The organism is Streptomyces solicamelliae (assembly GCF_045348655.1).
GTDB lineage: Bacteria > Actinomycetota > Actinomycetes > Streptomycetales > Streptomycetaceae > Streptomyces > Streptomyces solicamelliae.
Window position 1 is genome coordinate 5,345,673 of the sequence record NZ_CP160404.1, and the last position, 25,547, is coordinate 5,371,219.

At 72.5% G+C, this 25,547-nt stretch carries 24 protein-coding genes; 9 read left to right on the forward strand and 15 right to left on the reverse strand.

Translation table 11 applies throughout. The features are described 5' to 3' along the window. Nucleotides 1-37: 37 nt before the first annotated feature. The 3 genes from ABZO31_RS24900 to ABZO31_RS24910 are packed head-to-tail and all read left to right on the forward strand — an operon-like array spanning nucleotide 38 to nucleotide 2,073. Nucleotides 38-868 carry an AraC family transcriptional regulator gene (locus ABZO31_RS24900; RefSeq protein WP_406865464.1) on the forward strand — a complete coding sequence of 277 codons (831 nt, stop codon included), beginning with the start codon at nucleotides 38-40 and terminating at the stop codon, nucleotides 866-868. Nucleotides 869-919: 51 nt separating this feature from the next. Continuing rightward, nucleotides 920-1,759 carry an AzlC family ABC transporter permease gene (locus tag ABZO31_RS24905; RefSeq protein ID WP_406863495.1) on the forward strand — a complete coding sequence of 280 codons (840 nt, stop codon included), beginning with the start codon at nucleotides 920-922 and terminating at the stop codon, nucleotides 1,757-1,759. Further along, nucleotides 1,756-2,073: an AzlD domain-containing protein gene (locus ABZO31_RS24910; protein WP_406863496.1), complete on the forward strand. Its 318-nt coding sequence runs from the start codon at nucleotides 1,756-1,758 to the stop codon at nucleotides 2,071-2,073. Before ABZO31_RS24905 ends, ABZO31_RS24910 begins: the two co-directional genes overlap by 4 nt. A gap of 44 nt (nucleotides 2,074-2,117) precedes the next feature. Here the strand turns inward: ABZO31_RS24910 and ABZO31_RS24915 are convergent, their stop codons facing one another. Further along, on the reverse strand, nucleotides 2,118-3,071 hold the full coding sequence (locus ABZO31_RS24915) for a hypothetical protein (RefSeq protein ID WP_406863497.1): 954 nt from the start codon (nucleotides 3,069-3,071) through the stop codon (nucleotides 2,118-2,120). A gap of 80 nt (nucleotides 3,072-3,151) precedes the next feature. On the opposite strand from ABZO31_RS24915, the gene ABZO31_RS24920 reads away from it, so the two are divergent. Next, a complete protein-coding gene (locus ABZO31_RS24920) occupies nucleotides 3,152-3,346 on the forward strand; it encodes a DUF3046 domain-containing protein (RefSeq protein ID WP_406863498.1) in 195 nt (64 codons plus the stop codon). Between the two features lie 297 nt (nucleotides 3,347-3,643). After that, nucleotides 3,644-4,807, forward strand: a complete 1,164-nt coding sequence (locus tag ABZO31_RS24925) for an AI-2E family transporter (RefSeq protein ID WP_406865466.1) — start codon at nucleotides 3,644-3,646, stop codon at nucleotides 4,805-4,807. 22 nt (nucleotides 4,808-4,829) lie between these two features. Here ABZO31_RS24925 and ABZO31_RS24930 read toward each other — a convergent pair whose 3' ends face one another. The 6 genes from ABZO31_RS24930 to ABZO31_RS24955 form a co-directional block, all read right to left on the reverse strand. Beyond that, nucleotides 4,830-6,986, reverse strand: coding sequence for an MMPL family transporter (locus ABZO31_RS24930; protein ID WP_406863499.1), 2,157 nt, complete (start codon nucleotides 6,984-6,986; stop codon nucleotides 4,830-4,832). A gap of 26 nt (nucleotides 6,987-7,012) precedes the next feature. After that, a complete protein-coding gene (locus ABZO31_RS24935; RefSeq protein ID WP_406863500.1) occupies nucleotides 7,013-7,792 on the reverse strand; it encodes a cytochrome d ubiquinol oxidase subunit II in 780 nt (259 codons plus the stop codon). 12 nt (nucleotides 7,793-7,804) lie between these two features. Further along, nucleotides 7,805-9,088 carry a cytochrome ubiquinol oxidase subunit I gene (locus ABZO31_RS24940; RefSeq protein ID WP_406863501.1) on the reverse strand — a complete coding sequence of 428 codons (1,284 nt, stop codon included), beginning with the start codon at nucleotides 9,086-9,088 and terminating at the stop codon, nucleotides 7,805-7,807. A 187-nt stretch (nucleotides 9,089-9,275) separates the two neighbouring features. Further along, nucleotides 9,276-9,941: a response regulator transcription factor gene (locus ABZO31_RS24945; RefSeq protein WP_406863502.1), complete on the reverse strand. Its 666-nt coding sequence runs from the start codon at nucleotides 9,939-9,941 to the stop codon at nucleotides 9,276-9,278. Beyond that, complete coding sequence (locus ABZO31_RS24950) at nucleotides 9,938-11,143, reverse strand: sensor histidine kinase (protein WP_406863503.1); 1,206 nt, start codon at nucleotides 11,141-11,143, stop codon at nucleotides 9,938-9,940. Before ABZO31_RS24950 ends, ABZO31_RS24945 begins: the two co-directional genes overlap by 4 nt. Before the next feature lie 81 nt (nucleotides 11,144-11,224). Then, complete coding sequence (locus tag ABZO31_RS24955; protein ID WP_406863504.1) at nucleotides 11,225-13,171, reverse strand: calcium-binding protein; 1,947 nt, start codon at nucleotides 13,169-13,171, stop codon at nucleotides 11,225-11,227. 667 nt (nucleotides 13,172-13,838) lie between these two features. Here ABZO31_RS24955 and recA point away from each other — a divergent pair. Together recA and recX are read left to right on the forward strand one after the other, a co-directional pair. Further along, on the forward strand, nucleotides 13,839-14,975 hold the full coding sequence (recA, locus tag ABZO31_RS24960; protein ID WP_406863505.1) for a recombinase RecA: 1,137 nt from the start codon (nucleotides 13,839-13,841) through the stop codon (nucleotides 14,973-14,975). 4 nt (nucleotides 14,976-14,979) lie between these two features. After that, entirely contained in the window at nucleotides 14,980-15,549 is a 570-nt protein-coding gene (gene recX / locus ABZO31_RS24965) for a recombination regulator RecX (protein WP_406863506.1), read from the forward strand. 59 nt (nucleotides 15,550-15,608) lie between these two features. Here the strand turns inward: recX and ABZO31_RS24970 are convergent, their stop codons facing one another. The 7 genes from ABZO31_RS24970 to ABZO31_RS25000 all read right to left on the reverse strand — a co-directional run bounded on the left by ABZO31_RS24970 (nucleotide 15,609) and on the right by ABZO31_RS25000 (nucleotide 22,054). Beyond that, nucleotides 15,609-16,013 (reverse strand): rhodanese-like domain-containing protein, encoded by a 405-nt coding sequence (locus tag ABZO31_RS24970; RefSeq protein WP_406865467.1) that lies wholly within the window; start codon nucleotides 16,011-16,013, stop codon nucleotides 15,609-15,611. Next, nucleotides 16,004-16,540: a cysteine dioxygenase gene (locus tag ABZO31_RS24975; protein ID WP_406865468.1), complete on the reverse strand. Its 537-nt coding sequence runs from the start codon at nucleotides 16,538-16,540 to the stop codon at nucleotides 16,004-16,006. Before ABZO31_RS24975 ends, ABZO31_RS24970 begins: the two co-directional genes overlap by 10 nt. Nucleotides 16,541-16,757: 217 nt before the next feature. Beyond that, entirely contained in the window at nucleotides 16,758-18,458 is a 1,701-nt protein-coding gene (locus tag ABZO31_RS24980; protein ID WP_406863507.1) for an FAD-dependent monooxygenase, read from the reverse strand. Between the two features lie 163 nt (nucleotides 18,459-18,621). Beyond that, entirely contained in the window at nucleotides 18,622-19,548 is a 927-nt protein-coding gene (locus tag ABZO31_RS24985; RefSeq protein ID WP_406863508.1) for an amino acid ABC transporter permease, read from the reverse strand. Then, entirely contained in the window at nucleotides 19,545-20,192 is a 648-nt protein-coding gene (locus ABZO31_RS24990; protein ID WP_406863509.1) for an amino acid ABC transporter permease, read from the reverse strand. The genes ABZO31_RS24985 and ABZO31_RS24990 overlap by 4 nt, the downstream gene beginning before the upstream one ends. 102 nt (nucleotides 20,193-20,294) lie before the next feature. Further along, nucleotides 20,295-21,218, reverse strand: coding sequence for a glutamate ABC transporter substrate-binding protein (locus tag ABZO31_RS24995; RefSeq protein WP_406863510.1), 924 nt, complete (start codon nucleotides 21,216-21,218; stop codon nucleotides 20,295-20,297). A 50-nt stretch (nucleotides 21,219-21,268) separates the two neighbouring features. Then, on the reverse strand, nucleotides 21,269-22,054 hold the full coding sequence (locus ABZO31_RS25000) for an amino acid ABC transporter ATP-binding protein (protein WP_406863511.1): 786 nt from the start codon (nucleotides 22,052-22,054) through the stop codon (nucleotides 21,269-21,271). A gap of 353 nt (nucleotides 22,055-22,407) precedes the next feature. On the opposite strand from ABZO31_RS25000, the gene ABZO31_RS25005 reads away from it, so the two are divergent. Together ABZO31_RS25005 and ABZO31_RS25010 are read left to right on the forward strand one after the other, a co-directional pair. Further along, entirely contained in the window at nucleotides 22,408-23,112 is a 705-nt protein-coding gene (locus tag ABZO31_RS25005; protein WP_406863512.1) for a response regulator transcription factor, read from the forward strand. A gap of 6 nt (nucleotides 23,113-23,118) precedes the next feature. Then, a complete protein-coding gene (locus ABZO31_RS25010; protein WP_406863513.1) occupies nucleotides 23,119-24,534 on the forward strand; it encodes a sensor histidine kinase in 1,416 nt (471 codons plus the stop codon). Here the strand turns inward: ABZO31_RS25010 and ABZO31_RS25015 are convergent. Then, nucleotides 24,513-25,511: a TAXI family TRAP transporter solute-binding subunit gene (locus tag ABZO31_RS25015; RefSeq protein WP_406863514.1), complete on the reverse strand. Its 999-nt coding sequence runs from the start codon at nucleotides 25,509-25,511 to the stop codon at nucleotides 24,513-24,515. The genes ABZO31_RS25010 and ABZO31_RS25015 overlap by 22 nt on opposite strands. Nucleotides 25,512-25,547 lie beyond the last annotated feature (36 nt).

Genomic DNA, 25,547 nt, shown 5'->3' on the forward strand with positions numbered 1-25,547 from the left:
CCGGCCCGCCGACCGGCCCGTGGCGCAGAATGGAGGCATGGCGGCACGCGAACGGGCACGGTACTGGCAGTACGCCGAGCTGCCGGGCGTCGACCTGCTGCACGCCCACTACATCCGCAAGACGTTCTCCCGCCACACCCACGAGACCTTCGTCTACGCGGCGATCACCGAGGGCGTGGAGGACTTCCACTACCGCGACCAACTGGTCAGCGCCGGTCCCGGCCAGCTCGCCCTGGTCAACCCCGACACCCCGCACACCGGCCACGCCGGCGTCCCCGAGGGCTGGACGTACCGGACGATCTACCCGGACGCCGGCCTCGTCCAGTCGATCGCCGCCGACATCCTGCCCGTGCGCGGCGCGGTCGGCTTCACCCAGCCCGTCGTCGACGACCCGTACGCCGCCCAGCTGGTCATCGGCGTCCACCGGGCCGCCGAGGAGGGCAACGCGCTCGCCGCCGACAGCCTGCTGCGCCTCGTCACCGCCCGGATGCTGCGCAGCCACGGCGGCCTGGCGCAGCCGCTGCGCCCGCCGCGCTCCGCCGGGGCCCGCGACGCGGCCCGCGCCCGGGCGCTCCTGGAGGAGCGGATGACCGAGCCGCCGACCCTGGAACGGCTCGCCGCCGAACTCGGCACCAGCCCCTTCGCGCTGCTGCGGGCCTTCCGCGAGACGTACGGCATGCCACCGCACACCTGGCTCACCGACGCCCGGGTACGGCGGGCCCGGCGGCTCCTCGACGCGGGCACGCCCCCGGCGGAGGCGGCCGTGGCCGTCGGCTTCACGGACCAGCCGCACCTGAACCGGCACTTCACGCGCAGCGTCGGCGTCCCGCCGGGGGCGTACCAGCGGGAGCGCGGCGCGAGAGCGTAGGCGCAAGAACGTACAAGACCACGGGCGGGACCTCTCCGTAACGTCGCCGACGTGGCAGAACAGACAGCACCCCCCGTCATACCGGAGCGGACCGGTCCGTCCGGGCCGTCCGGTCAGTCCGGTCAGTCCGGTCAGTCCGGTCAGTCCGGGCCGGCCAAGCCGGACTCCGCGGTCGTCCGCGACGCCCTCGGCGTCGGCGTGGCCGTCGGGCTCTCCGGCTTCGCCTTCGGCGTGACCTCGGCCGGCGCGGGACTCACCCTGCTCCAGACCTGTGTGCTCAGCCTCCTGGTCTTCACCGGGGCGTCCCAGTTCGCGCTGGTCGGCGCGCTCGCCGCGGGCGGCAACCCGTTCACCGCGGCCGCCGGGGCCTTCTTCCTCGGCACCCGCAACGCCTTCTACGGGCTCCGGCTCTCCCAGCTGCTCGCCCTGCCGCGCGCCGTGAAGCCCTTCGCCGCGCACTGGGTCATCGACGAGACCACCGCCGTCGCCCTCGCCCAGCCGAACCGGCGCGCGGTCCGCCTCGGGTTCACCGTCACCGGCCTCGCCCTGTACGTGCTGTGGAACCTCACCACCCTGCTCGGCGCCCTCGGCGCGGAGGCGATCGGCGACACCGCCGCCTGGGGCCTGGACGCCGCAGGACCGGCCGTCTTCCTGGCGCTGCTCGCGCCCATGCTGCGCAGCACCACGGAGCGGGCCACCGCCGGGCTCGCCGTCCTGCTCGGCCTCGGGCTGCTGCCCGTCCTGCCGGCCGGCGTGCCGGTCCTGGTCGCGGCACTGGCCGCGCCGGCCGTGCTGTGGGCACAGGGCCGCCGCGCGGCGGCCAAGGAGAAGGCGGCCGCGGAGAAGGCCACGGAGAAGGCGACCACGGAGAAGCGGAAGGACGCGCGATGAACCCCACGACCGTCTGGATCGCGATCGGCCTGACCGTCGTCGGCTGCTACCTCGTGAAGCTCCTCGGCCTGCTCGTCCCCGCCCACACCCTGGAGCGCCCGCTCGTGCGCCGGCTGGCCGCCCTGATGCCGGTCGCCCTGCTCGCCGCCCTCACCGCGCAGCAGACCTTCAGCGCCCAGGGCGCCCTGGTGATCGACGCCCGGGCCGCCGGCGTGGGCGCGGCGGCCGTGGCACTGGTACTGCGGGCACCGTTCCTGGTCGTGGTCGCCGCGGCCGTCGCCGTGACGGCCGCGGTGCGCGCCCTGGGCGGCTGAGCCGCGGCGCGCGCCCTCTGCGGCCGAACCGCCTTCAAACCGCCTCAGTCCACCTTCCTGCCGTGCGCCCGCAGGGTGCGCAGCGCCTCGATCGTGACCACCGGACGCCACTCCAGCGCCGAGCCCGGCGCCCACTCCCGCCAGAGCAGCGGCCAGCCGCCGTCGTCCCGCTGGGCCGACTCCAGGAAGTCCAGGGAGCGGCCCAGCTCCTCGTCGGTGAACCAGCGCCGGGCCAGCGAGTCCGGCACCCGCGCGTAGTCGTGGGGGTAGTGATGCTCGCCCGGCGCGTAGCCCGGCGCCACCGGGTACGCCTCCGGGCGCTCCGGGTCGAGCACGGCCAGGCGCTGCTCGCGGACCAGCCGGCCCAGCCGGTCGGCCGCCCGCTCGGCGCGGGAACGGTCCGGGACGCCGTCCAGGAAGGCGACGGCGGCCTGTACCTCGTAAGGATGGGAGGACCGGAGGTTCTCGACGGCGGCCCAGCAGAAGTCCGTGGCGCGGAACAGCCAGGCGTGCCAGACCTGGTTGCGGTGCAGCAGTCCGACCACCGGCCCGGTGGCGAGCAGCGAGCTCGGCGGATGCTCGGTCACGGGAACGAACGGCGCGGCCGGATAGCCGCGCTGGGACGGGTGGACGGCGGGCAGCGCCCCGTCGTGGGTGGACACGTCGGTCAGGTACCGGCAGATGCGCTCCACCCGCAGTCCGCCGCAGCGTCCGACGGAGTCCAGGACGCGCAGGGCGTGCGCGGTGTGCAGCGGCTGGCTGACCGGGCCGCGCAGATCGGGTTCGAGGGCGTGGCCGAAGCCGCCGTCCTCGTTGAGGTACGCGTTGAGCGCGGCCTCGACCGGTTCGGCGCCGCCGCGCAGGAAGTGGTAGGCGAACCGCCGCTGTTCGAGCACGCGGGCGGTCAGCCAGACGAACTGCTCGGCGCGGGCGAGCGGGGTGCCGAGGGGGACGCCGGGCGGAGTGCCGAGCGGAGCCGCGGAGGGATTTCCAGCCATGGTCCGACGGTAGGACCGATCCGTCCCCGGCGAACCCCTTGCGCCGCAGGCTGCACTCTCAGGAGCGGGATACTGGTGGCATGCGGTTGACGATTTTCTGGGAGCGGATGGCCGACCACTTCGGTGAGTCGTACGCCGACTCCTTCGCACGGGACCATGTGATGACGGAGCTGGGCGGCCGTACGGTGCGCGAGGCGCTGGACGCCGGCTGGGAGACGAAGGACGTCTGGCGGGCGGTCTGCGCCGCTGTGGACGTGCCCGCCGACAAGCGCTGATCCCGGGCCGGTCCCGGGGGGTGGCGGCCGATTGTCCGCGCGGTACGCGAGACTGGCGTGGTGGCCCCGACTGACGAGACCGACCGGAACGAACGGCAGACCCCCGAGAACCCCACCGGCGCCGACGCGGGCGTGATCGCGCCCGCCGTCGTCGACGGCAGCGCGAGACCCGCGACGGCGCCCGCACCCGCGCCGCAGGCCGGGCAGCCGGCCGCGGCCGACACCGCGACCCCGGCGCCGGCCTCTGGGCCCGCCGCGGGGCAGACCCCGGCGCCGGCCGCCGGCGTGTCCGCGCGGATGCCGCGCTGGCTGCCCCGGGCCATGCTCCTCGCGCTCGCGCTCTACGCCTGCTTCCAGCTCGGCAGCTGGGCCTTCCACCAGCTCGTCGGGCTGCTCGTCAACATCCTGATCGCGTTCTTCCTGGCCCTGGCCATAGAGCCGGCGGTCGGCCGGATGGCCGCCCGCGGCATGCGGCGGGGCCTCGCGACCTTCCTGGTCTTCCTCGGCGTCGCGGTCGTCGGCATCGGCTTCGTCGTGCTGCTCGGCTCGATGCTGGCGGGCCAGATCGTCGAGATGGTCGAGGACTTCCCGCAGTACCTCGACTCGCTGATCAACTGGATCAACCAGACCTTCCACACCGAGCTGTCCCGGGTCGAGGTGCAGGACAGCCTGCTGCGCTCGGACTGGCTGCGGAAGTACGTCCAGAACAGCGCGACCGGCGTCCTCGACGTCTCCGCGACCGTGCTCGGCGGGCTGTTCCGGCTGCTGACGATCTTCCTGTTCTCGTTCTACTTCGCCGCCGACGGGCCCCGGCTGCGCCGCGCGCTCTGCTCCGTGCTGCCGCCGGCCCGCCAGGCGGAGGTGCTGCGGGCCTGGGAGATCGCGGTCGACAAGACCGGCGGCTACCTCTACTCGCGCGGACTGATGGCGCTGATCTCCGGCGTCTCGCACTACGTGCTCCTGGAGATCCTCGGCGTGCCGTACGCGCCCGCCCTGGCCGTCTGGGTCGGTCTGGTCTCGCAGTTCATCCCGACCATCGGCACGTACCTGGCGGGCGCGCTGCCGATGCTGATCGCGTTCACCGTCAACCCCTGGTACGCGCTGTGGGTGCTGGCCTTCGTCGTGGTGTACCAGCAGTTCGAGAACTACGTCCTGCAGCCCAAGCTCACCGCCAGGACCGTCGACATCCACCCGGCGGTGGCGTTCGGCTCGGTGGTCGCCGGCACGGCCCTGCTGGGCGCCGTCGGCGCGCTGATCGCGATCCCCGCGGTGGCCACGCTGCAGGCGTTCCTGGGCGCGTACGTGAAGCGGTACGACGTGACGGACGATCCCCGGGTGCACGGCCACCGGCGCTACGGCGAGGCGGTCGTGGCCCGGCTCCAGCGGGCGCTGAACAGCCGGAGCCAGGCGTCGGCGGACGACCGGACGGACCGGGCGCCGGCCGTGGCGGACGACGCCTGATCCCTGCCGCACGACCGTCCGCTCAGTGCTTCTCGAGGCGGACGGCCGGCAGCAGCCGGGCCAGCGGGGCCGGGAGCCACCACGCCCGCCGGCCGAGCAACTGCATCACCGCGGGCACGATCAGGCAGCGGATCACCAGCGCGTCCAGCAGGATCGCCACCGCGAGGCCGAGGCCGAACTGCTGGAGCATCCGGTCCGGGCTGAGCACGAAGGCCGCGAACACCACGATCATGATCGCCGCGGCCGCCGTGATCACCTTGCCGGTCGCCGCGAGCCCCTCGCGCACCGCGCCCTGCGGGTCCTTCGTCGCCTCCCACTCCTCGTGGATCCGGGAGAGCAGGAAGACCTCGTAGTCCATCGACAGCCCGAAGACGATCGCGAAGATCATCACCGGGATGAACGCCTCGACGGGGCCGGGTTGCACACCGAACCAGCCGTGCTGGAACACCAGCGTGATCACGCCGAGCGCCGCGCCGATGCTGACCAGGTTGAGCAGCGCCGCCTTCAGCGGGATCAGCACCGAGCGGAACACCAGGAGCAGCAGCAGGGCGGACAGCCCGACCACGATCGCCACGAACAGCGGCATCCGGTCGGAGACGGTCGCGGCGAAGTCCTCGGTGGCCGCCGTCGGACCGCCGACCAGCAGTTCCGCCCCGGTCTCCCGCTCCAGCGGCGGCAGCACGCCGTCGCGCAGCCGGTCGACGAGTCCGGAGGTCGCCTCGGCCTGCGGGGCGGACTCGGGGAAGGCGATCACGGTGGCGACGGAGGGGTCCTTCGTGGGGATCGGTCCGCTCGCGGCGGCGATGCCGTCGGTGGCCTCCAGCGTCGCCCGGACCTTGCCCGCCGTCTGCGCGGACGCCCCGTCCACGACCACGATCAGCGGGCCGTTGAAGCCCGGTCCGAAGCCCTCGGCGAGCAGGTCGTACGCCTGCCGGCTGGACTTGGCCGGCGCGTCGTTGCCGGCGTCCGCGAAGCCGAGCCGCATGTCGAGCGCCGGGGCCGCGAGCGCGCCGAGCGCCACCACGGACACCAGCAGCGCCGCCCAGGGCCGCCGCTGCACACCGGTCGCCCAGTGCCGCCAGCGCGCGCCCTCCACCCGGCCGGACCGTGCCGCTCGCCGGGTCACCTGCCGCTGGATCCGCCGCCCGAAGAGGGCCAGCAGCGCCGGGAGCAGCGTCAGCGAGGCGGCCATCGTGACCAGGACGGTCAGGGCGACGGCCAGCGCCACGCCCTGCAGCGAGCCGAGGCCGAGCGCCACCAGGCCCATCAGCGCGATGATCACCGTGCAGCCGGCGAAGAAGACCGTCCGGCCCGCCGCGTCGAGCGCGGTCCGCGCGGCCCGCTCGGGTTCCGCCCCGCCCAGCAGCTCGCCGCGGTAGCGGGAGAAGATCAGCAGCGCGTAGTCGATGCCGACGCCCAGCCCGACCAGCATCATGATCGGCGGCGTGAAGTCGGCGACGTCCGCGAGGCGCGAGGCCAGCGCGATCAGGCCGATGGAGCCGGCGACCGCGAACACCGCCGTGACCAGCGGCAGACTCGCCGCGACCAGCGAGCCGAACAGGAAGACCAGGATCACCAGCGCGCCGAGCATGCCCGCGCCCTCGGCGGCCCCGCCCCCGCCCTCCTCGGCGCCGCGGGCCGCGTCGCCGCCGACGGCCGCGGTCAGCCCGTCGCCCTGCCCGTCCCGCACGGTCTCGTTGATCTTCAGGACGTCCTCGCGGGGGACGTCCTCGGCCTGCCCGTCGAGGGTGACGGTGGCGTAGCCGACGGAGCCGTCCGCGGAGACCGCGGCGCCGTCCTCGTACGGGCTGCGCACCCCGGTGACGCCGGGGAGGCCGGCCACGTCGTCGAGGAGGCCCTCGACCCGCTCCCGTACCGGCGCGCTGCGCACCCCGTCCTCGCCCTTGACGACGATCTGGAGGGTCGCGTTCGCCTGCTCCGAGCCGTGCCGCTCGAGCACGCTCATCGCCGCCTGGGAATCGGTGCCGGGCAGCGAGAAGTCGTTGTGGTACGCGCTGCCTACGCCCATGGAGGCGGCCGTGATCCCGGCCACCACCACGATCCACAGCAGCAGCGCGCCCCAGCGCCGGCGGTACGAGAACGCCGCCAGGCGTTCGAAGACGCTGCCGCGCCGTGCGTCCGCTGCGGGCGCGCGGCCCGTTTCCCGTGTGACGGTCATTTCGGTACTCCTTCGGCAGTAGGGGGTTACAGGTACGAGGGGCGGGTGACCCGGTGCCGGAACGTCCACCAGGTCCACGCCTGGGCGGCGACCAGCAGCGGCGTCACGACGAGCAGCGCGGGCACGAGCAGGGCGAGGGTCGCCCCGTCGGCCGTCGCGCCGGCGGGGGAGAGGGCCGCCCCGGCGAGCAGGGGCAGGACGGCGAGCAGCGCGCCGGTGAAGGCGAAGGACTGCCAGGAGCCCGCGGTGCGGCCGACGAGCCGGCGGGCCCGCCCGTACGGGGTCCCGGTCAGCCGCAGCGCGGCGAACCCGAGGCCGTGCGCGGCGAACAGCGCGGCCGTGGCGAGAGCGGTGAGGACGGCGGCGAGCCCGCCGGCGGGGGCGTACGGCGTCCCGGTGAGCGGCCCGGCGAGCAGCCATCCCCAGGACAGGACCACGGTCCAGCTGCCGCACACCACCGCCCCGTCGCAGGCCGCCCGCCAGCGCCGGCCCGGTCCGCGGCCGCGGGACCACAGGCCGGCGTCCCGGACGATCCAGCCGGTCAGCAGCGGGACCAGGACCGGGAACTGTCCGGTCAGCAACTCGCCCTCCAGGGCGGGGAAGCAGCCGGCGAGGACGCCGGCCGTGGCGATCAGCCACACCTCGTTGCCGAGGAAGAAGGGCGCGAACGAGGCGATGACCAGCCGCCGTTCGCGGTCGTCCCGGCCGAGGTACGGCAGGAGCATCCCGGTGCCGAGGTCCGCGCCGGCGAGCACGAAGTAGCCGGTGGCGAAGAAGGCGAGCAGGGCGAGGGCAGGAATCTCCACGGTGGTCGCTCCTCAGTAGCGCGCGGCGGGCAGGGCGTCGGCGGGGTCGTCGTCCTCGGCCCGGTCGTCGTGGCCGAGACCGGCGTCGACGGGGCCGCGTCGGGCGTGCCGGGCGAGCAGCCAGGCGTTGAGCACGGCGAGCAGGGCGAAGAGCGTGGTGAAGACGATCAGCGAGACGCGCATGGTGCCGGGGGAGAGGTCGGAGACGGCGTCCTCGGTGCGCAGCAGCCCGTACACCACCCAGGGCTGCCGGCCGGCCTCCCGGAACACCCAGCCGCCGATCATGGCGAGGTAGGGCAGCGGCACCGCGGCCATCAGCAGCAGATGCCAGAGACGGAAGCGGTACACGACCTTCCTGAAGCAGGCCAGGACGGCGCCACCGAGGGTGAGGTACATCATCAGCGCGAACGCGATCAGCATCACCAGACCGCCGCCGCGGGTCCACACCTCGGAGGGCACGTAGTCCCCGGGGCCGAAGCGGGCGACCATGTCCGCCTGGATCTGCGCTATTTCGGCCGTCTTCTGACTGAACATGGCCGCCTTCATGGGCTGGAGGTCCCCGAGCAGCGAGAACTGCAGCCCGCCCAGGGTCGCCGTCACCATCAGCGCCGGCGCCGACAGCCACACCCCGATCCGCAGACTGCGCCCGAAGAACTCCCACTCGGCGGAGCGCCGGAACAGGTGGTACGCGCTGACCCCGGCCATGAAGAAGCCCGCCGTCAGCAGCGCGCCGCCCAGGATGTGGCCGAAGGCGAGCAGCGCGGACGGGTTGGTGAGCACCGCGACCGGGTCGTCCAGGACCAGCACGCCGCCCTCGGTCCGGTATCCCACCGGGTGGTTGAGGAAGCCGTTGGAGACGAGGATCCAGTACGCGGAGAGGTACGCGGTCAGCGTGACCACCCAGATCATCGCCAGGTGCACCCATCTGTTGAAGCGGTGCCAGCCGAAGATCCACAGCCCCAGGAACGTCGACTCGACGAAGAAGGCGACGATCGTCTCCACCGCGAGCGAGGCGCCGAAGACATTGCCCGCGTAGTGCGTCAGCCCGCTCCAGCTCATCCCGAACTGGAACTCCATCACGATGCCCGTGACGATGCCGACCGCGTAGTTGATCACATACAGCCCGCCCCAGAAGCGCACCAGGCGTGTGTGGAGCGCCGAGCCGCCGAAGGTGGCCCGGGTCTGGAGGACGGCGACCACCGTCGCGAGCCCCAGGGTCAGGGCGACGAAGAGGAAGTGGCCGCCCGCGGTGAGGGCGAACTGGAGCCGCGCGAGATCGAGGACGTCGTCATTCACGCTGCCAGCGTCGGCGTACGGCTACGGGCGCCGCGTCGGCCCGGGGTGGTCAGCGGGCCTACCCCGGCGGTTGCGACGGAGGCGCCGGACGTACTCCGGGAGTTGCGGCACGGGCCTCCGGACCCCTACGGGCCCGGGGCAGCAGACTCGGGGTCCGGACGGGCTGCCCCGGCACCCGCCCCCGGACTCAGGCCAGCCAGCCCGGCGTGATCATCCCCGACTCGTACGCCAGGATCACCAGCTGCGCCCGGTCGCGCACGTCCAGCTTCGTCATGATCCGGCTGACATGCGTCTTCGCGGTCGCCGGGGACAGCACGAGGCGCTGCGCGATCTCGTCGTTGGACAGACCCGCCCCCACCAGGCCCATCACCTCGCGCTCCCGGTCCGTCAGCGCGTTCAGCCGCGGGCTCGGGTCGGGCTGCTTCGAGCGGCCGGCGAACTCCGCGATCAGACGGCGCGTCACGCCCGGCGCGATCAGCGCGTCGCCGCGCGCCACCACCCGTACGCCGTGCAGCAGTTCCATCGGCTCGGTGTCCTTCACCAGGAAGCCGGACGCGCCCGCGCGCAGCGCGCCGTACACGTAGTCGTCCACGTCGAAGGTGGTCAGGATGACCACCCGGACCCCTTCGAGCCGCTCGTCGCCGGTGATCCGGCGGGTCGCCTCCAGGCCGTCCAGACCAGGCATCCGGATGTCCATCAGGACGACGTCCGGACGCAGTTCGCGGGCCAGCGCGACGGCCTGCTCGCCGTCCGCGGCCTCGCCGACCACCTCGATGTCCTCCTCGTCGGCCAGGATGGAACGGAAGCCCGCCCGGACGAGCGTCTGGTCGTCGGCGAGCACGACACGGATCATCGAAGGTCCCCCTCGGAAACGGTGAGCGGCAGCCGGGCATCCACCCGGAAGCCGCCGTCGGTGTTCGCGGCGGTCAGTTCGCCGCCGAAGGCACGGGCCCGCTCGGCCATGCCCCGGATGCCGCTGCCCAGCGGCTCGTCCTCCGGCGCGCCCTCGCCGTCGTCCTCGATCCGCAGCCGCAGCTCGTCCGGACCCCAGTCGACCGTCACCCGCGCCGTACGGGCCCCGGAGTGCCGGGCGACGTTCGTCAGCGACTCCTGCACGATCCGGTACGCGGCCAGGTCCAGCGGCGGCGGCAGCGGTACGGGCGTGCCCGCCACCTCCGTGCGGACGTCGATGCCGGCCGCCCCGGCCCGTGCCGTCAGCTCGCCGAGCAGTCCGAGGCCGGACGCGGGCGCGGTCGGCGCGGCCTCGTCGGCCTGCCGCAGCACCCCGAGCGTGGCCCGCAGTTCGCGCAGCGCGTCCTTGCTGGTCGCCTTGACCGCCTGCAGCGCCTCCTCGGCCGCGGCGAGGGCCACCTGCGGGTCCGGCTTCTTGCTCAGCCGGTGCAGCACCGCGCCCGACTGGACGTTGATCAGGCTGATGCTGTGTCCGAGCACGTCGTGGACCTCGCGGGCGATCCGCAGCCGCTCCTCCGTCGCGCTCTGCCGGGCCCGCGCCTCCTGCTCCCGCTCGGCGGCGAGCGCCCGCTGCGCCACCTCGTGGAGATAGGCGGTCCGGGTCCGCTGCGCGCGGCCGATCGCGACCAGGCTGATCAGCCAGCCCGCCAGCATCGCGAGGGAGGTGTCGTCGATCTGCCGGTGGCCGGGCTGCTGCCGGATCTCGCCGAGGCCGACGGCCAGCAGGGTCACGGCGGCCAGCGCCACGGCCGCGGCGAACCGGCCCTCGGCGGCCGTGGTGTACAGCGCGATCGCGAAGGTGATCATCAGCGGTCCGTCGTACGCGCTCAGCGGGTAGTAGACCGCGCAGGCCAGGAGCGTCACGACGGCGACCGTGACGGGCGCCCGGCGGCGGAAGTACAGGGCCCCGCAGCCGACCGCGTTCAGGCCCCAGCCGAGCACGGTGCGGGCCGTCGACTCGGTCTCGTACCGCATCTGGACCAGCGTCCAGACCACCACGACCAGCGCCACGACGAGCGCCACGGCGGCGTCGGCCGCCCGCGGGGACACACGGCCGCCGCGGGGACGGGAGGGGAGGGCCATGCCACGAAGGATAGGCCGGGCCGCCGACGCGGGTGAGCGCCGTGACCCGGGCGGGCCACGGCGCTCACGCGCGGGGAGGGGTCACGGGCAGCTGTTGCGGATGTCGCCCGTGTCGGTGGAGCAGGTGTCGAAGCCGAGGCCGCCGTACGCGGCGTCGTTGAACGTGACGGAGTCGCGGGTGTCGAGGTTGTCGTTGCCGGAGTCGCCGTTGAGCCGGTCGTTGCCGGACTGGCCGATCAGCCGGTCGTTGCCGCTGCCGCCGTTGACGAGGTCGTTGCCGGGTCCGGCGTACACGGTGTCGCTGCCGCCGCCGGCGTTGATGGTGTCGTGGCCGCTGAGGGCGCAGATGACGTCGTTGCCGAAGGTGCCGTTGACCGTCTCGGCGCCGCTGGTGCCGACGATGGTGCAGCCCCGGGCGTTGTTGACGGTGGTGGCGTAGACCTTGCTGTCGTCGGTGGGGTCGGTGTCGTCCTGGTCCACGGCGGCGATCGCGGCCCCGTCCCAGAGGGTGCCGGTGGCCCGCGGCTCGACCCTCAGCGTGAAGGAAGCCGAGGCGTTCGGGGGGATGGTCCCGAGGGGGCAGGTGGCGGTGGTGGCGGTGAGGGTGCAGGCACCGCCCTGGCTCGGCGTGGCCGCGATCATGGTGCCGGACCCGCCGGTGATGCTGTCGGACACCACGACGCCGGTGGCGGTGGTCGTGGCGCTGGTGTTGGTCACCGTGATCGTGTACGTGGCCTGGTCACCGAGACTGACGGTGGCCGAACCGGTCTTGGCGACGGAGAGGTCCACGGTGACCGGCGGGGGCGGCGTGCCGCTGACCTGGTAGCGGGCGATGGCCTGGTTGTCGCCGTCCTGGCCGGACACGACGATCTTGCCGTCGGACTGCAGCGCCACGCCGTAGGCCTCGTCGAAGAAGGTCGAGATGTCGGTGGTCACCAGGCCGTCGCCGCTGAATCCGGTGTCCAGGGAGCCGTCGGTGGTGTAGCGGGCGAGCGCGAAGTCGAGGGCGGCGCCGCCCACGACGACGATCTTTCCGTCCTCCTGGACGGCCATGTCGTGCGCGATCGCACTGTTCGCGCCGAAGGCGGTGGTCACGGTTCCGTCGCCGCCGCCGAACGCCGGGTCCAGGGTTCCGTCGTCGTTGTAGCGGGCCACGGCGAAGCGGGAGTTCGTCCCGCTGCCGCTGGATCCGGCGGCGACGAACCCGCCGACGACCTGTTCCACGCTCACGATCTCGTTGCCGAAGGGGGTGGCGACCCTGCCGTTGTCGCCGAACGACAGGTCCGTGCCTCCGAACTCCTGGTAGAAGCGCATGAGTCCGAAGCCCGAGGGGCTGGATCCGGCCGCGAGGTACGTCTCGCCGCCCGCCGGGGTCAGGTCGTGGACGGCCGAGTTGCCGCCGGGGTACGTGAAGACGGTCTTCCCCGAGTTGTCGTCGCCCCACGGGGCCTCGGGGACACCGGCGGAGGTGAAGGCGGCCACCATCGCGTTGCCGCCCAGGGCGCCGCCGATGATGATCCGGCCGTCGGTTCCCCCGATCACCGTGTTGGCGACGCTCGCGCCGGTCTCCCCGAGCCCGGTGACGAGCTTGCCGTCGTCGCTGAAGGTGGTGTCCAGGGAGCCGTCCGCGTTGTAGCGGGCCAGCGCGACCTGCTGCGGGCCGGCGTCGAGCGTCGTGGCGCTGCCCACCGCGACGATCCTTCCGGAGCCGTCCTGCATCAGCGCCCGGGCGTCGTCGTGCGTGCCCGCGCCCAGGTCCGTGAAGACGACGCCGTCGCCGCCGCCGAACGTCGTGTCACGGCTGCCGTCGGCGTTGTGCCGCACGAGGACGAAGTCGTACGGCTGCTCGAAGTCGGAGCCGCTGGCGAGCGTGACGATCTTGCCGTCCGCCTGGACGAGCACGTCCGAGTTCCCCTCGGCGTTGGCGATGTCGACGGTGACCTTGCCGTCTCCGCCGAAGTCCGGGTCGAGGTCGCCCGGTGCCGCCGTCGCGACGCCCGGCAGGCCCAGGACGAGGGACAGGGCCACGCTGGCGACTCCTGTGACCAGCGCGGCCCCGAGTGGGCCTCCGCGGCCGGCATGGATGGTGGACATAACGCTCACTCTCCGCATCTGGTCGCCGAAATCCGGCCACTGTCAGTGACGGAGCACAGCTTCGGGTCGTCGTCTGCGAAGGCACGGGTTCGGCTCGCGGTGCTGCACCTACTGGGCGAGATCTCCCACTCAGGCGAGTGAGCCCGGCTCCGGCGGGATGACGAGCCGCTCGGTCGACCCGGGCCGCCTGCCGGTACGCGAGCGACGTCTCGCCGGCCCTCCTCGCCGAAGCGGCGCAGCAGTGTCCGCTCTCGTCGACCAGGACGGTCACCCGACCGTGCGGGCCGTGACGAGATCGTCGCGTTCGCGGCGCCGCGGACATCGGCTAGCGCGAGCCCGGGACCTTCAGCGGCATCTTCGTCCGGCACGCGGGGTGGCGGCCCAGGGGCCACCGAGCCCGGTTCCGGCGGCACGCGTGGCGCGCTTGACACCAAAATCGAACATCCATTCTCATGGGATTTCCGGTGGGATGCCGGCCCTGGAAACACGGGCTCGACGCCGCGTTGTCCACAGGCCGGAGAGACGTCGGGGCCCATTGTCAGTGGCAGGGGTTAGCGTCTTTCCCATGAAGCGATCGACTCAAGCAAACCGGGTGGAACCCATGGCAGGAACCGACCGCGAGAAGGCGCTCGACGCCGCGCTCGCACAGATTGAACGGCAATTCGGCAAGGGTGCCGTGATGCGCATGGGCGACCGCACCCAGGAGCCGATCGAGGTCATCCCGACCGGATCCACCGCGCTCGACGTCGCCCTCGGCGTCGGCGGTCTGCCGCGCGGCCGTGTGGTGGAGATCTACGGACCGGAGTCCTCCGGCAAGACGACCCTGACCCTGCACGCCGTGGCGAACGCGCAGAAGGCCGGCGGCCAGGTCGCCTTCGTGGACGCCGAGCACGCCCTCGACCCCGAGTACGCGCGCAAGCTGGGCGTCGACATCGACAACCTCATCCTCTCCCAGCCGGACAACGGCGAGCAGGCGCTCGAGATCGTCGACATGCTCGTCCGCTCCGGTGCCCTCGACCTCATCGTCATCGACTCCGTCGCCGCGCTCGTCCCGCGCGCGGAGATCGAGGGCGAGATGGGCGACTCGCACGTCGGTCTCCAGGCCCGCCTCATGAGCCAGGCGCTCCGGAAGATCACCAGCGCGCTCAACCAGTCGAAGACCACCGCGATCTTCATCAACCAGCTCCGCGAGAAGATCGGTGTGATGTTCGGCTCGCCGGAGACCACGACCGGTGGCCGGGCGCTGAAGTTCTACGCCTCGGTGCGTATCGACATCCGCCGCATCGAGACCCTGAAGGACGGCACGGACGCGGTCGGCAACCGCACCCGCTGCAAGGTCGTCAAGAACAAGGTCGCGCCGCCCTTCAAGCAGGCCGAGTTCGACATCCTCTACGGCCAGGGCATCAGCCGCGAGGGCGGCCTGATCGACATGGGCGTCGAGCACGGCTTCGTGCGCAAGGCCGGCGCCTGGTACACCTACGAGGGCGACCAGCTCGGCCAGGGCAAGGAGAACGCGCGCAACTTCCTGAAGGACAATCCCGACCTCGCCAACGAGATCGAGAAGAAGATCAAGGAGAAGCTCGGCGTCGGCGTCCGTCCGGAGACCCCCGCGGCCGAGACCGCCGCCGCGGACGCCGGCACGCCGGCCGCCGCGGGCACGGACGAGGCGGCCAAGTCCGTCCCGGCCCCGGCGACCAAGGCCGCCAAGGCGACCAAGGCCACCGCCGCCAAGAGCTGACGCGGTGACCGGTCGCACCGAATGGCCGGGTGACAGCCCCGACTCGTCGAGGGCCGAGAAGGAGCTGTCGCCCCAGGATCCGGCTGAGCGGGCGCGGGCGATCTGCCTGCGCCTGCTCACCGGGACCCCGCGCACCCGCAAGCAGCTCGCCGACGCCCTGCGCAAGCGCGAGATCCCGGACGAGGTCGCCGAGGAGGTCCTGTCCCGCTTCGAGGACGTGGGCCTGATCGACGACGCCGCGTTCGCGGACGCCTGGGTGGAGTCCCGGCACCACGGCCGCGGTCTGGCCCGCCGGGCCCTCGCCCGGGAGCTGCGCACCAAGGGCGTCGACGCGGCGCTGATCGACGAGGCGGTGGGGCAGCTCGACTCCGAGCAGGAGGAGGCCACCGCGCGCGAGCTCGTCGCCCGCAAGCTCCGCGCCACCCGCGGCCTCGAGCGGGACCGCCGCCTCCGCCGCCTCGCCGGCATGCTCGCCCGCAAGGGCTACCCCGAGGGCCTGGCCCTGCGGGTGGTCCGCCAGGCCCTGGAGGCCGAGGGCGAGGACACGGAGGGCCTGGACGAGCCGTACGGGTGAGGCGGACGCGGCCGGACCCGCCGAGTCCGGCGCGCCCCGCTCCGTACGGCCCCGCGGGCTCAGTCCGCCGTGCCCTGCGGCAGCCGGACCGGGAGCCCCGCCGCCCGCCAGCCCTGGTAGCCGCCGATCAGGTCGGTCGCGCGGTGCAGGCCCAGCCGCTGGAGGGACTCCGCCGCCAGGGACGAGGCGAAGCCCTCGTTGCAGAACACCACGACCCGTACGTCGTGATCCACCGCCTCCGGGAGGCGGTGGCTGCCCAGCGGGTCGAGCCGCCACTCCAGCTCGTTGCGCTCGACGAGCAGGGCGCCGGGGATCAGCCCGTCGCGCTCGCGCTGCGCCGCGTACCGGGTGTCGACAAGCAGCGCGTCACCCGCCTCGTACGCCTCGTACGCCTCCTGCGGTGCGATCCGGTCCAGGCCCGCCCGCACCCGCTCCAGCCGCTCGTCGATGCCCGTCACTGCCAGTCCTCCGGTCGCTCGATCTGCTCCAGCCGGAGCACCGCGCCCGTCCGGCTGAAACGCCGCAGCAGCGGCAGCGGCGGGTGGTACGCGTGCACCGACACCGCGTGCTCCGTCTCGGACGCGTTGTACACCTCGTGCACATGGTGCCGTCCGAACGCACGGCCCTGACCTGCCGTCAACTCACGTTCCCGGTCGAGTCCTTCGGCCAGTTCCAGGGTCTTCCAGCCGCTCGCCGGCAGCCGCGCCGCGAGGGCGTTCTCGCGCAGGGCGCCGCGCGCCGTGGCGAACGCCCCCTGCGACTCGGCGTGGTCGTGCCAGCCGGTGCCCGTCCCGGGCGGCCAGCCGATCAGCCACGCCTCGCTGCCGCCGGGCCCGTCCAGCCGCACCCAGGTACGGCCCTCCGGATCGAGGGGCAGCGAGTCGATCAGTGCGGAGTCCGCGGCCGTGCGGCGGACGAAGTCGAGGAGCTCGGTGGGGGAGACGCTCGGCGTCACGGAGACGCCGTGCGACACGGAGGCGTGCGGGGGCACGGAGGTGCGCTGGGACACGGAGGACCGTCCTGGAGTTCGCGGGAACGCGCGCGACAGCAGCGGCCGACGGCCGGGCGCGCACGCAGGGAAGAGGCGAATCAGCAGGAAGGGCGACACACGCAGCCCGCGAAACGGACGAGGTCCATATGGACCCTCCGCCACAGGCGCACATCGGTGTCGGTCATGGTCCGGAGTACACCACGCGTCCCCGCGACGGTCAATTGACGTCCGCCGTACGGTCGCTGTCCCGCCGCACCCCCGCCCGCTCCGGCGTATCCCCCTTCGCCGCCTCCAGCGCCCGCGGCGCCCGCCCGGGCGCCTGAGCCCGCCCGGACGCCTCCGGGCGGCCCGGCGCCGGACCGCCCCGCGCCGCGTCCGCCGCCGCGTGCAGCCCCTCGGGTCGTACCCCCGAGAACGCCGCGACCAGATGCCCGTCCGGCCGCACCAGCAGCACACTGTGCGCCGCGGCCCCCGGGTACGCCTCGGTCACCAGCAGTTCCGCCCGCGCCGGCAGCGCGTCCACCGCCGCCGCCAGCTGCGGCATCACCCCCGCGGACTGCCAGTGCCGCCGGTCCCACACCGCCGTCCCCGGCGCGACCAGCACCACGAGCAGTCGCCCGTGCCCCAGCCGGTCCCTGAGCCGTACCGTCGTGCCGTCCGGCGCCGTCACCCGGACGTCGTCCACCGGTGCTCCGTCGGCCGTGCCGACCGCGATCCGCCCCTCCAGGGCGCCCTCGGGCGCGAGAGGGGAGTGCGGGTACGCGGGGGGCGCCCCGAGAGGGCCGCGCCCCAGATGGCCGTCCGTCAGCAGACTGTCGTGCCCGCGCGCACTGCCCGGCAGATACGTGCGCAGCCCGCCGCCGCCCCGCAGCACCGGCAGCGACTGGTCCGCCGCCCGCAGCCGCGACGCCACCGCCGTGCGCCGCTCGCTCTGGTAGCTGTCGAGCAGGATCTCCGAACCGCCCTGGTGCCAGGCCAGCGCCAGCTTCCAGGCCAGGTTGTCCACGTCCCGCAGCCCCTCGTCGACCCCTTGCGTGCCGACCGCGCCCAGCAGATGCGCCGCGTCGCCGGCGAGGAACACCCGGTCCACCCGCCAGCGCCGGGCCAGCCGGTGGTGCAGCGTGTGCACGCCCGTGTCGAGGAGCTCGTACAGCGGCGTCGCGTCGTCGCACCAGCCGGACAGCGTGTCCCGGACCCGCGACACCAGGGTCTCCGGGGTCACCAGCTCGCCGCGCGGCGGCAGCAGCCAGTCGATCCGCCACACCCCGTCCGGCAGCGGACGGGCGGTGATCTCCTCCCCGCTGCCCCGCCACGGCGGCTGACGGTGCAACAGGGCCTCGCCGTGCCACGGCAGTTCGGTGCGGAGCGCGGCGACCGCGTACCGCTCCACCGCCGTACGTCCCGGGAACCGGATGCCGAGCAGCTTGCGCACCGTCGAGCGGGCGCCGTCGCAGCCCACCAGATGGCTGCCGCGCCACCAGGTCGCGCCGGGCTCCCGGGTGTGCGCGATCACCCCGCCGCCGTCCTGCTCGATCGCGTCCAGCCGCGCGCCGGTGACGAGCCGGACCAGCTCCTGCTCCGCGATCGCGGAGCGCAGCCCGCGCGCGAGGGCGTGCTGCGGAAGGTGCAGCGGGCCGCGCAGGCCGCCGTCCCCGGCGAACTCGATCCGCCGCATCTGCTGCTTGCGTCGCAGAGAGCGCCAGCCGGCCCACCTGACCCCTTCGTCACGCACGGTGGCGCAGCCGAGGCGCTCCACCAGGGCGGCCGTGTCGGGACGCAGGACGACCGTGCGCGCCGGACGTACCTCCTCCGTGCCGTCGCCCTCGTCGAGGACGACGGTCGGTACGCCCTGGGCGGCCAGGGAAAGAGAGAGCGCAAGGCCCACGGCCCCTGCGCCGACGATGATCACCGGGTCCACGGCGCTGCTCCAGAAGCCCGTACGGTCAGGCGGAATGCACGAAGGCGAGTGGCGCGAGCCCGGTGTCTGGTCACAGAACGTATGCAACCGAGTGCGGAAGCATGCGTCAAGCGACGGGGGCAGCGGCGCGGTCGCCACTGCCCCCGGATGATGTCACATGCTGTCAGTTCCCGGCGCCGCCGCCCCCGGTGCCCGCATCGGCACCGCCGATGACCGGGGTGTTGAGGACGGCCTGCGTGGCATCGGCGGTCACCACGGTGGTGTCGCCCTCCGGCGACTTGATCCCGGTCTTCGCCCGCCGTCCCCGCTTCTCGATCCACGTCGCCAGGCCCGACAGCGCCAGGCACATCGCGATGTAGATGGTGCCGATGACCACGATCGTCGAGACGTACGGGTACTGGCCGTTGACCTGCGTGTTGGAGGCGATCAGACGCGCGGTCTGGAGCAGCTCGGGGTACAGGATGATGAAGCCGAGCGAGGTGTCCTTGAGGGTCACCACCAGCTGGCTGATGATCGTCGGCAGCATGGCCCGGATCGCCTGCGGCATCAGGACGTGGGTCATCACCTGCGTCTTGCTCATGCCGAGCGCGTACGCCGCCTCGCGCTGCCCCTTGGGCACGGAGTTGATACCGGCGCGCAGCACCTCGGCCTGCACACAGCCGTTGTAGATCGACAGGCCGATGGCCAGCGCCCACATCGAGTAGTCGGTGAGGAAGCCGACCCACACCGCGTAGATCGTGATGAGCAGCGGGATCGAGCGGAACAGCTCGATGAAGCCGGTGGCCAGCCAGCTGATCGCCCTGTGGTCGGAGAGCCGGCCGACGCACAGCAGCACGCCGAGCACCAGCGAGCCGACCGCGGCGATGCCGAACGCCTTCAGCGTCGCGAGGATGGCGTCGGCGATGTTCTGCCGGATGCCCGCGTAGTTGAAGATGTCCCACATCTCGTAGGCGAGATGGCCCTTCTCCTCCAGGCGCATGATGCTGACGGCGATCAGCGCGAGGATGATGCCGGAGCCGGCCACGGCGAAGATGCGGTTGCGGACCCGGGCCTTGGGGCCGGGTGCGTCGTAGAGAACGCTGGCGCTCATCGGGCGACCTCCATGCGGCGCTCCAGCAGGCGGAACACGCCGCTGATGGTGAAGGTGATGACCAGGTAGGCGGCGGCCACCCAGAGGAAGATCGGGGCGATCGCGTAGCCCTGCTCGCTCATCAGCGTCTGCCAGCCGAAGAGTTCGGCGACGCTGAACGCACCCGCGATGGCCGAGTTCTTGGTGAGCGCGATGAGGATCGAGCTCAGCGGCGGCAGCACGGTCCGGGTCGCCTGGGGCAGCACGATCAGGCGCAGCGTCTGCGAGAACGTCATACCGAGCGAGCGGGCGGCCTCGGCCTGCCCGAGCGGCACCGTGTTGATGCCGGAGCGGACCGCCTCGCAGATGAACGAGGAGGTGTAGAAGCCGAGCGCGAGCGAGCCGAGCACGAACGCGCTCATGCCCGGGAAGAGGATCTCCGGGACGACGAACATCGCCACCAGGAAGAGCAGCGTCAGCGGGGTGTTGCGCAGCAGCGTCACCCACGCGGTGCCGAACCAGCGCAGCGGCGGGACGGGCGAGACCCGGAAACCGGCCACGACGACGCCGAGGACCAGTGCGATGACCGTACTGACGGCCGTGATCGACACGGTTCCTATGAACCCGTCGACGAACTCCGGGAAATGGTCGAGCAGTACGTTCATGAGGACTCCGCGTCGACGGTCAGCGGCCTACGGGCAACGCTTGCGGGCAGGGGGAGGGGCGCCCCGTACCGTCGTACGGGGCGCTCCACGGAAGGGCGGTGATCAGTAGCGGACGAGCGCCGGCGGCTCGACGTAGGAAGAGCCGGACAGACCCAGGGTCGCCTCGTAGATCTTCTTGTACGTGCCGTCCTTGACGTGGTTCTCCAGCGAGGTGCTGATCGCGTCGCGGAGCGCCTTGTCGTCCTTGTTCATGCCGACGCCGTAGGGCTCCTCGGTGAACGGCTTGCCGACGACCTTCAGCTTGCCGGCGTTGGCGGCGGCGTAGCCCTTGAGGATCGCGTCGTCGGTGGTGACCGCGTCGACCTGCTTGGTCAGCAGCTGCTGCACGCAGTCCGAGTACTTCGCCAGCTCGGTGGTCTGGGCGCCGTACTGCGGCTTCTTGATCTCCTGCAGCGGGGTGGAGCCCGTGATGGAGCAGACCTTCTTGCCCTTCAGGGTCTCCGGGCCGGTGATCGCGGTCTCGTCCTTGCGGACCAGGAGGTCGGCGCCGGCCTTGTAGTACGGGCCCGCGAAGCCGACCTGCGCCTTGCGCTTGTCGTTGATCGTGTAGGTGCCGACGTAGTAGTCGACCTGGCCCGTGGAGATCGCGGTCTCACGGAGCTTGGAGTCGACGGTCTTCCACTCGATCTGGTCCTCGGAGAAGCCCAGGTCGGCGGCGATCATCTTGGCGAGCTCGATGTCGAAGCCCGAGCGCTTCTTGGTGGCCTGGTCCTCGAAGCCGAGGTACGGCTGGTCGGCCTTGGAGCCGATGATCAGCTTGCCGCGCTTCTGGGCCTCCTTGAGGACGGCCGAGTCGATCTTCACGTCCTTGGCGACCGTGTAGGTCGGCAGCTGCGGGGCGCCCGACTCGCCCGGCTTGACGTTGGTCGGCTTGTCGCCGGCCGAACCTTCCTTGCCACCACAGGCGGTCGCGGTGAGCGCGAGCACGGCGACGGCGGCGACGGCCGCGGTCTTGCGGAGCTTCATGGTGAACATCCCTTGTGTCGTAGGTCGTTGGTCATTCTCGGGGACCGTCGTCAGTGGTGCAGGATCTTCGACAGGAAGTCCTTGGCCCGGTCGCTGCGCGGGTTGCTGAAGAACTCGTCCGGCGTCGCCTGCTCGACGATCTTGCCGTCGGCCATGAACACGACGCGGTTGGCGGCGGAGCGGGCGAAGCCCATCTCGTGGGTGACGACGACCATCGTCATCCCGTCGCGCGCCAGCTGCTGCATCACCTCGAGCACCTCGTTGATCATCTCGGGGTCGAGGGCCGAGGTCGGCTCGTCGAACAGCATGACCTTCGGGTCCATCGCCAACGCCCGTGCGATCGCGACGCGTTGCTGCTGTCCGCCGGAAAGCTGCGCCGGGTACTTGTCCGCCTGGGTACCGACGCCCACCCGGTCGAGCAGGGCGCGGGCCTTGGTCTCGGCGGCCTTCTTGTCGGCCTTGCGAACCTTGACCTGACCCAGCATCACGTTCTCGAGCACCGTCTTGTGCGCGAACAGGTTGAACGACTGGAACACCATGCCGACGTCGGCACGCAGCCGGGCCAGCTCCTTGCCCTCCTGGGGCAGCGGCTTTCCGTCGATCGTGATGGCACCGGAGTCGATGGTCTCCAGGCGGTTGATGGTGCGGCACAGCGTGGACTTGCCGGACCCGGAGGGCCCGATCACGACCACGACCTCGCCACGGGCGATGGTCAGGTCGATGTCCTGGAGCACATGCAGCGCGCCGAAGTGCTTGTTCACGTCGGACAGTACGACCAGATCGTCGGCCGCCGGCGCGGCGTCCGCCGAACCCTTCGTCACTGACACTCCGCTCATCGGCTTTTTGCTCCGTCCTCCTCGGTTGGGGAGGACACTAGAGACCCGGTGGGATGAGCGTCATCACATCTGAGCGGAAATTGAGCATAACGATCCGGCCGCAACCGGACACACTGCGTGAACCGCACGGGCTGCGGCGTACCGGGTGGATAACAGAAACACGGGGTTGACAGGGGGACACTTGACTGTGGCACCGACGATCGGCGTTCATGCCTGATACATAGGTATGCATCCAGCGATGCACTTCCTGATCATCGACCGCTGATCATGGACCTCTGATCACCGACCGGTGATCGACGATGTTGATCACCGATGCTGATCACCGACCACTGCCTTGCCACCGGAGGGGGGCCATGAGACTGCTGCTCGTCGAGGACGACGATCACGTTGCCGCCGCCCTGTCCGCGGTGCTCGCCCGGCACGGGTTCTCCGTGACCCATGCGCGCAACGGCGAGGAGGCGCTGCAGGCGGTACTGCCCGCCACGCACGGCGAGCGGCCCTCCTTCGGGGTGATCCTGCTCGACCTGGGCCTGCCGGACCAGGACGGCTATCAGGTCTGCGGCAAGATCCGGAAGCTCACCGCCACCCCCGTGATCATGGTGACCGCCCGCTCGGACGTCCGCTCCCGCATACACGGGCTCAACCTGGGCGCCGACGACTACGTGGTGAAGCCGTACGACACCGGTGAGCTGCTGGCCCGTATCCACGCGGTCAGCCGGCGCTCCTCCGGCGGCGACGACGGCGGGCCGGCCGGCGAGGAGACCGCGCTGCGCCTGGGCGCGGTCACCATCGAGCTGCCCACCCGCCGGGTCAGCGTCGACGGCGCTCCGGTGCCGCTCACCCGCAAGGAGTTCGACCTGCTCGCGCTGCTCGCCCAGCGGCCCGGTGTGGTCTTCCGCCGGGAGCAGATCATCAGCGAGGTCTGGCGCACCAGCTGGGAGGGGACCGGCCGCACCCTGGAGGTGCACGTCGCCTCCCTGCGGTCCAAGCTGCGGATGCCCGCCCTGATCGAGACCGTGCGGGGTGTCGGCTACCGACTCGTCGTGCCGGCCGCGTAGTCCTCCGTGCGCACCCGTCTTCTTCCGCTGCTCATCGTGCTCATGGCCGGTGTGCTGCTGGCCCTCGGCTTCCCGCTGGCCGGCAGCCTGGCCGCGGCCGAGCAGCAGCGGGTGGTCGTCGACCGGCTCGACGACGGGGCACGGTTCGCCGCGCTGGCCCAGTTCGTGACCGGGGACGACCCCGGCATCGACGAGCGACGCGCCACGCTCATCGGCGAGTTGAGCAGCTACCACGACGTGTACGACATCCGGGCCGGCGTTTTCTACCGCGACAACCGCGCCATGGCGGTGGCCCCGGAGGGCTGGTCCGTCCCGGCCGAGGGGGAGGGCCGGCGCGCCTTCCAGGAGGCGCTGCTCGGCCGCCGCAGCCACGACCCGCCGCAGGTTTGGCCCTGGCAGTCGCAGGCCCGGCTCTCCATCGCCTCACCCGTCGTCCGGGACGGCGACGTCATCGCCGTCGTCGTCACCGACTCGCCCACCGGGCAGCTGCGTTCGCGGATCCTGCACGGCTGGCTGCTGATCGCGGCCGGCGAGGTGGCGGCCATGCTGGTCGCCGTCGGCGCGGCCTTCCGGCTCACCGGCTGGGTGCTGCGGCCGGTACGGGTGCTGGACGCGGCCACCCACGACATCGCCACCGGCAGGCTGAACTCGCGGGTCGCCGCCGCCGGCGGACCGCCCGAACTGCGGCGCCTCGCCAAGTCGTTCAACGAGATGGCCGACAACGTCGAGGACGTCCTGGAGCAGCAGCGGGCCTTCGTCGCCGACGCCTCCCACCAGTTGCGCAACCCGCTCGCCGCGCTGCTGCTGCGGATCGAGCTGCTGGCCCTGGAACTGCCCGAGGGCAACGAGGAGATCGCCTCCGTCCGCACCGAGGGCAAGCGGCTCGCGCAGGTCCTCGACGACCTGCTCGACCTGGCGCTGGCCGAACACGTCGCCGCCGACCTGCGGATCACCGACATCGGCGAACTGGCCGCCGAGCGGGTGGCGGCCTGGCGGCCGCTGGCCGACGAGAAGGGCGTCCGGCTGGTCCTCCAGGGCGGCGCGGTGACGGCCTGGGCCGACCCGGTGGCGCTGTCCAGCGCGCTGGACGCGGTGATCGACAACGCCCTGAAGTTCACCCCGCGCGGGGAGGAGGCCACGGTCCGCACCGCCGCCGAGGGCGCGGTCACGACCGTCGTCGTCAGCGACCGGGGACCGGGCCTGACCGACGAGGAGCTCACCCGCGTCGGGGACCGCTTCTGGCGCAGCGGCCGGCACCAGAACGTCAAGGGCTCCGGCCTCGGCCTGTCCATCACCCGCGCCCTGCTCGCGCCGGGCGGCGGCACCATCGCGTACGCGCACAACGAGCCGCACGGGCTACGGGTGACCGTCACGGTCCCGCGCACCGCGCCGCCCGTGGATCAGGGCTTCACGGACCGGTAGTAGTTCTTCGCGCCCTCGTGCAGCGGCAGCGGGTCGGTGTAGATGGCCGTCCGCAGGTCCACGAGCTGCGCCGGGTGGACCTGGCTGCCGATCCGGTCGCGGCTCCTGATCACCGTCCGGGTGAGGCCCTCCGCCATCGCCGGGTCCGTGAGATCCGTGGTGACCAGCAGGTTCGTCACCGCCAGCGTCTCCACCGGACCTTCCTGCGCGCGGGCGTAGGCGTCCGCCGGGATCAGCGCCGAGCGGTAGTACCGGGTGGCCGCGCCCCCCTCGTCGTGCAGCGCGGCGATCAGCCGGGCGGCCAGCGGCACCAGCCGCACCGGATGCCGCTCGGACAGCTCCTGCACGGCCTGGGTGGGCAGACCGCCCGACCAGAAGAAGGCGTCGAGTTCGCCGCGCTCCAGGAGCCCGGGCATGGTGTCGATGCCGGCCGAGACCGGCCGGACGTCCCGGTCCGGACGCAGCCCGCCCGCCGACAGCACCCGGTCGGCGATCAGCCGGACACCGGAGCCCTCCTGCCCGACCCCGACCCGCAGCCCCTTCAGATCCGCCACGGACGTCACCTTCGACGACTTCGGCACGACCAGCTGGACGTAGTCGTCGTAGAGCCGGGCGAGCCCGCGCAGGCGGTTCGTGCCGGGCAGCCCGGCGTGCTGGTACTGCGCCACGGCGTCCGCCGTCGCGATGGTGAAGTCGGCCTCGCCGGCGGCGAGCCGCGCGAGGTTCTGCTGCGAGCCCTCACTGTCGCGCAGCGTTATCGACACGTCCGGCAGATCCCGGGCCAGCGCCCCCTGGAGCAGCTTCCCGTACCGCTGGTACACACCCGAGGGCACGCCCGTACTGAACGTGACCCGCCCGCTGGGCTCGGGGCTGCCCGGCGGCAGCAGCCACCACGCGAGCAGCCCGCACACCACCGCGAGCACCGCCGACACCTGGACGGCACGACGGCGGGCGAAACGGGACAGTGCGCGGGACATGCCGCGATCCTGCCATCTCACTCCCGGTGACGGCCA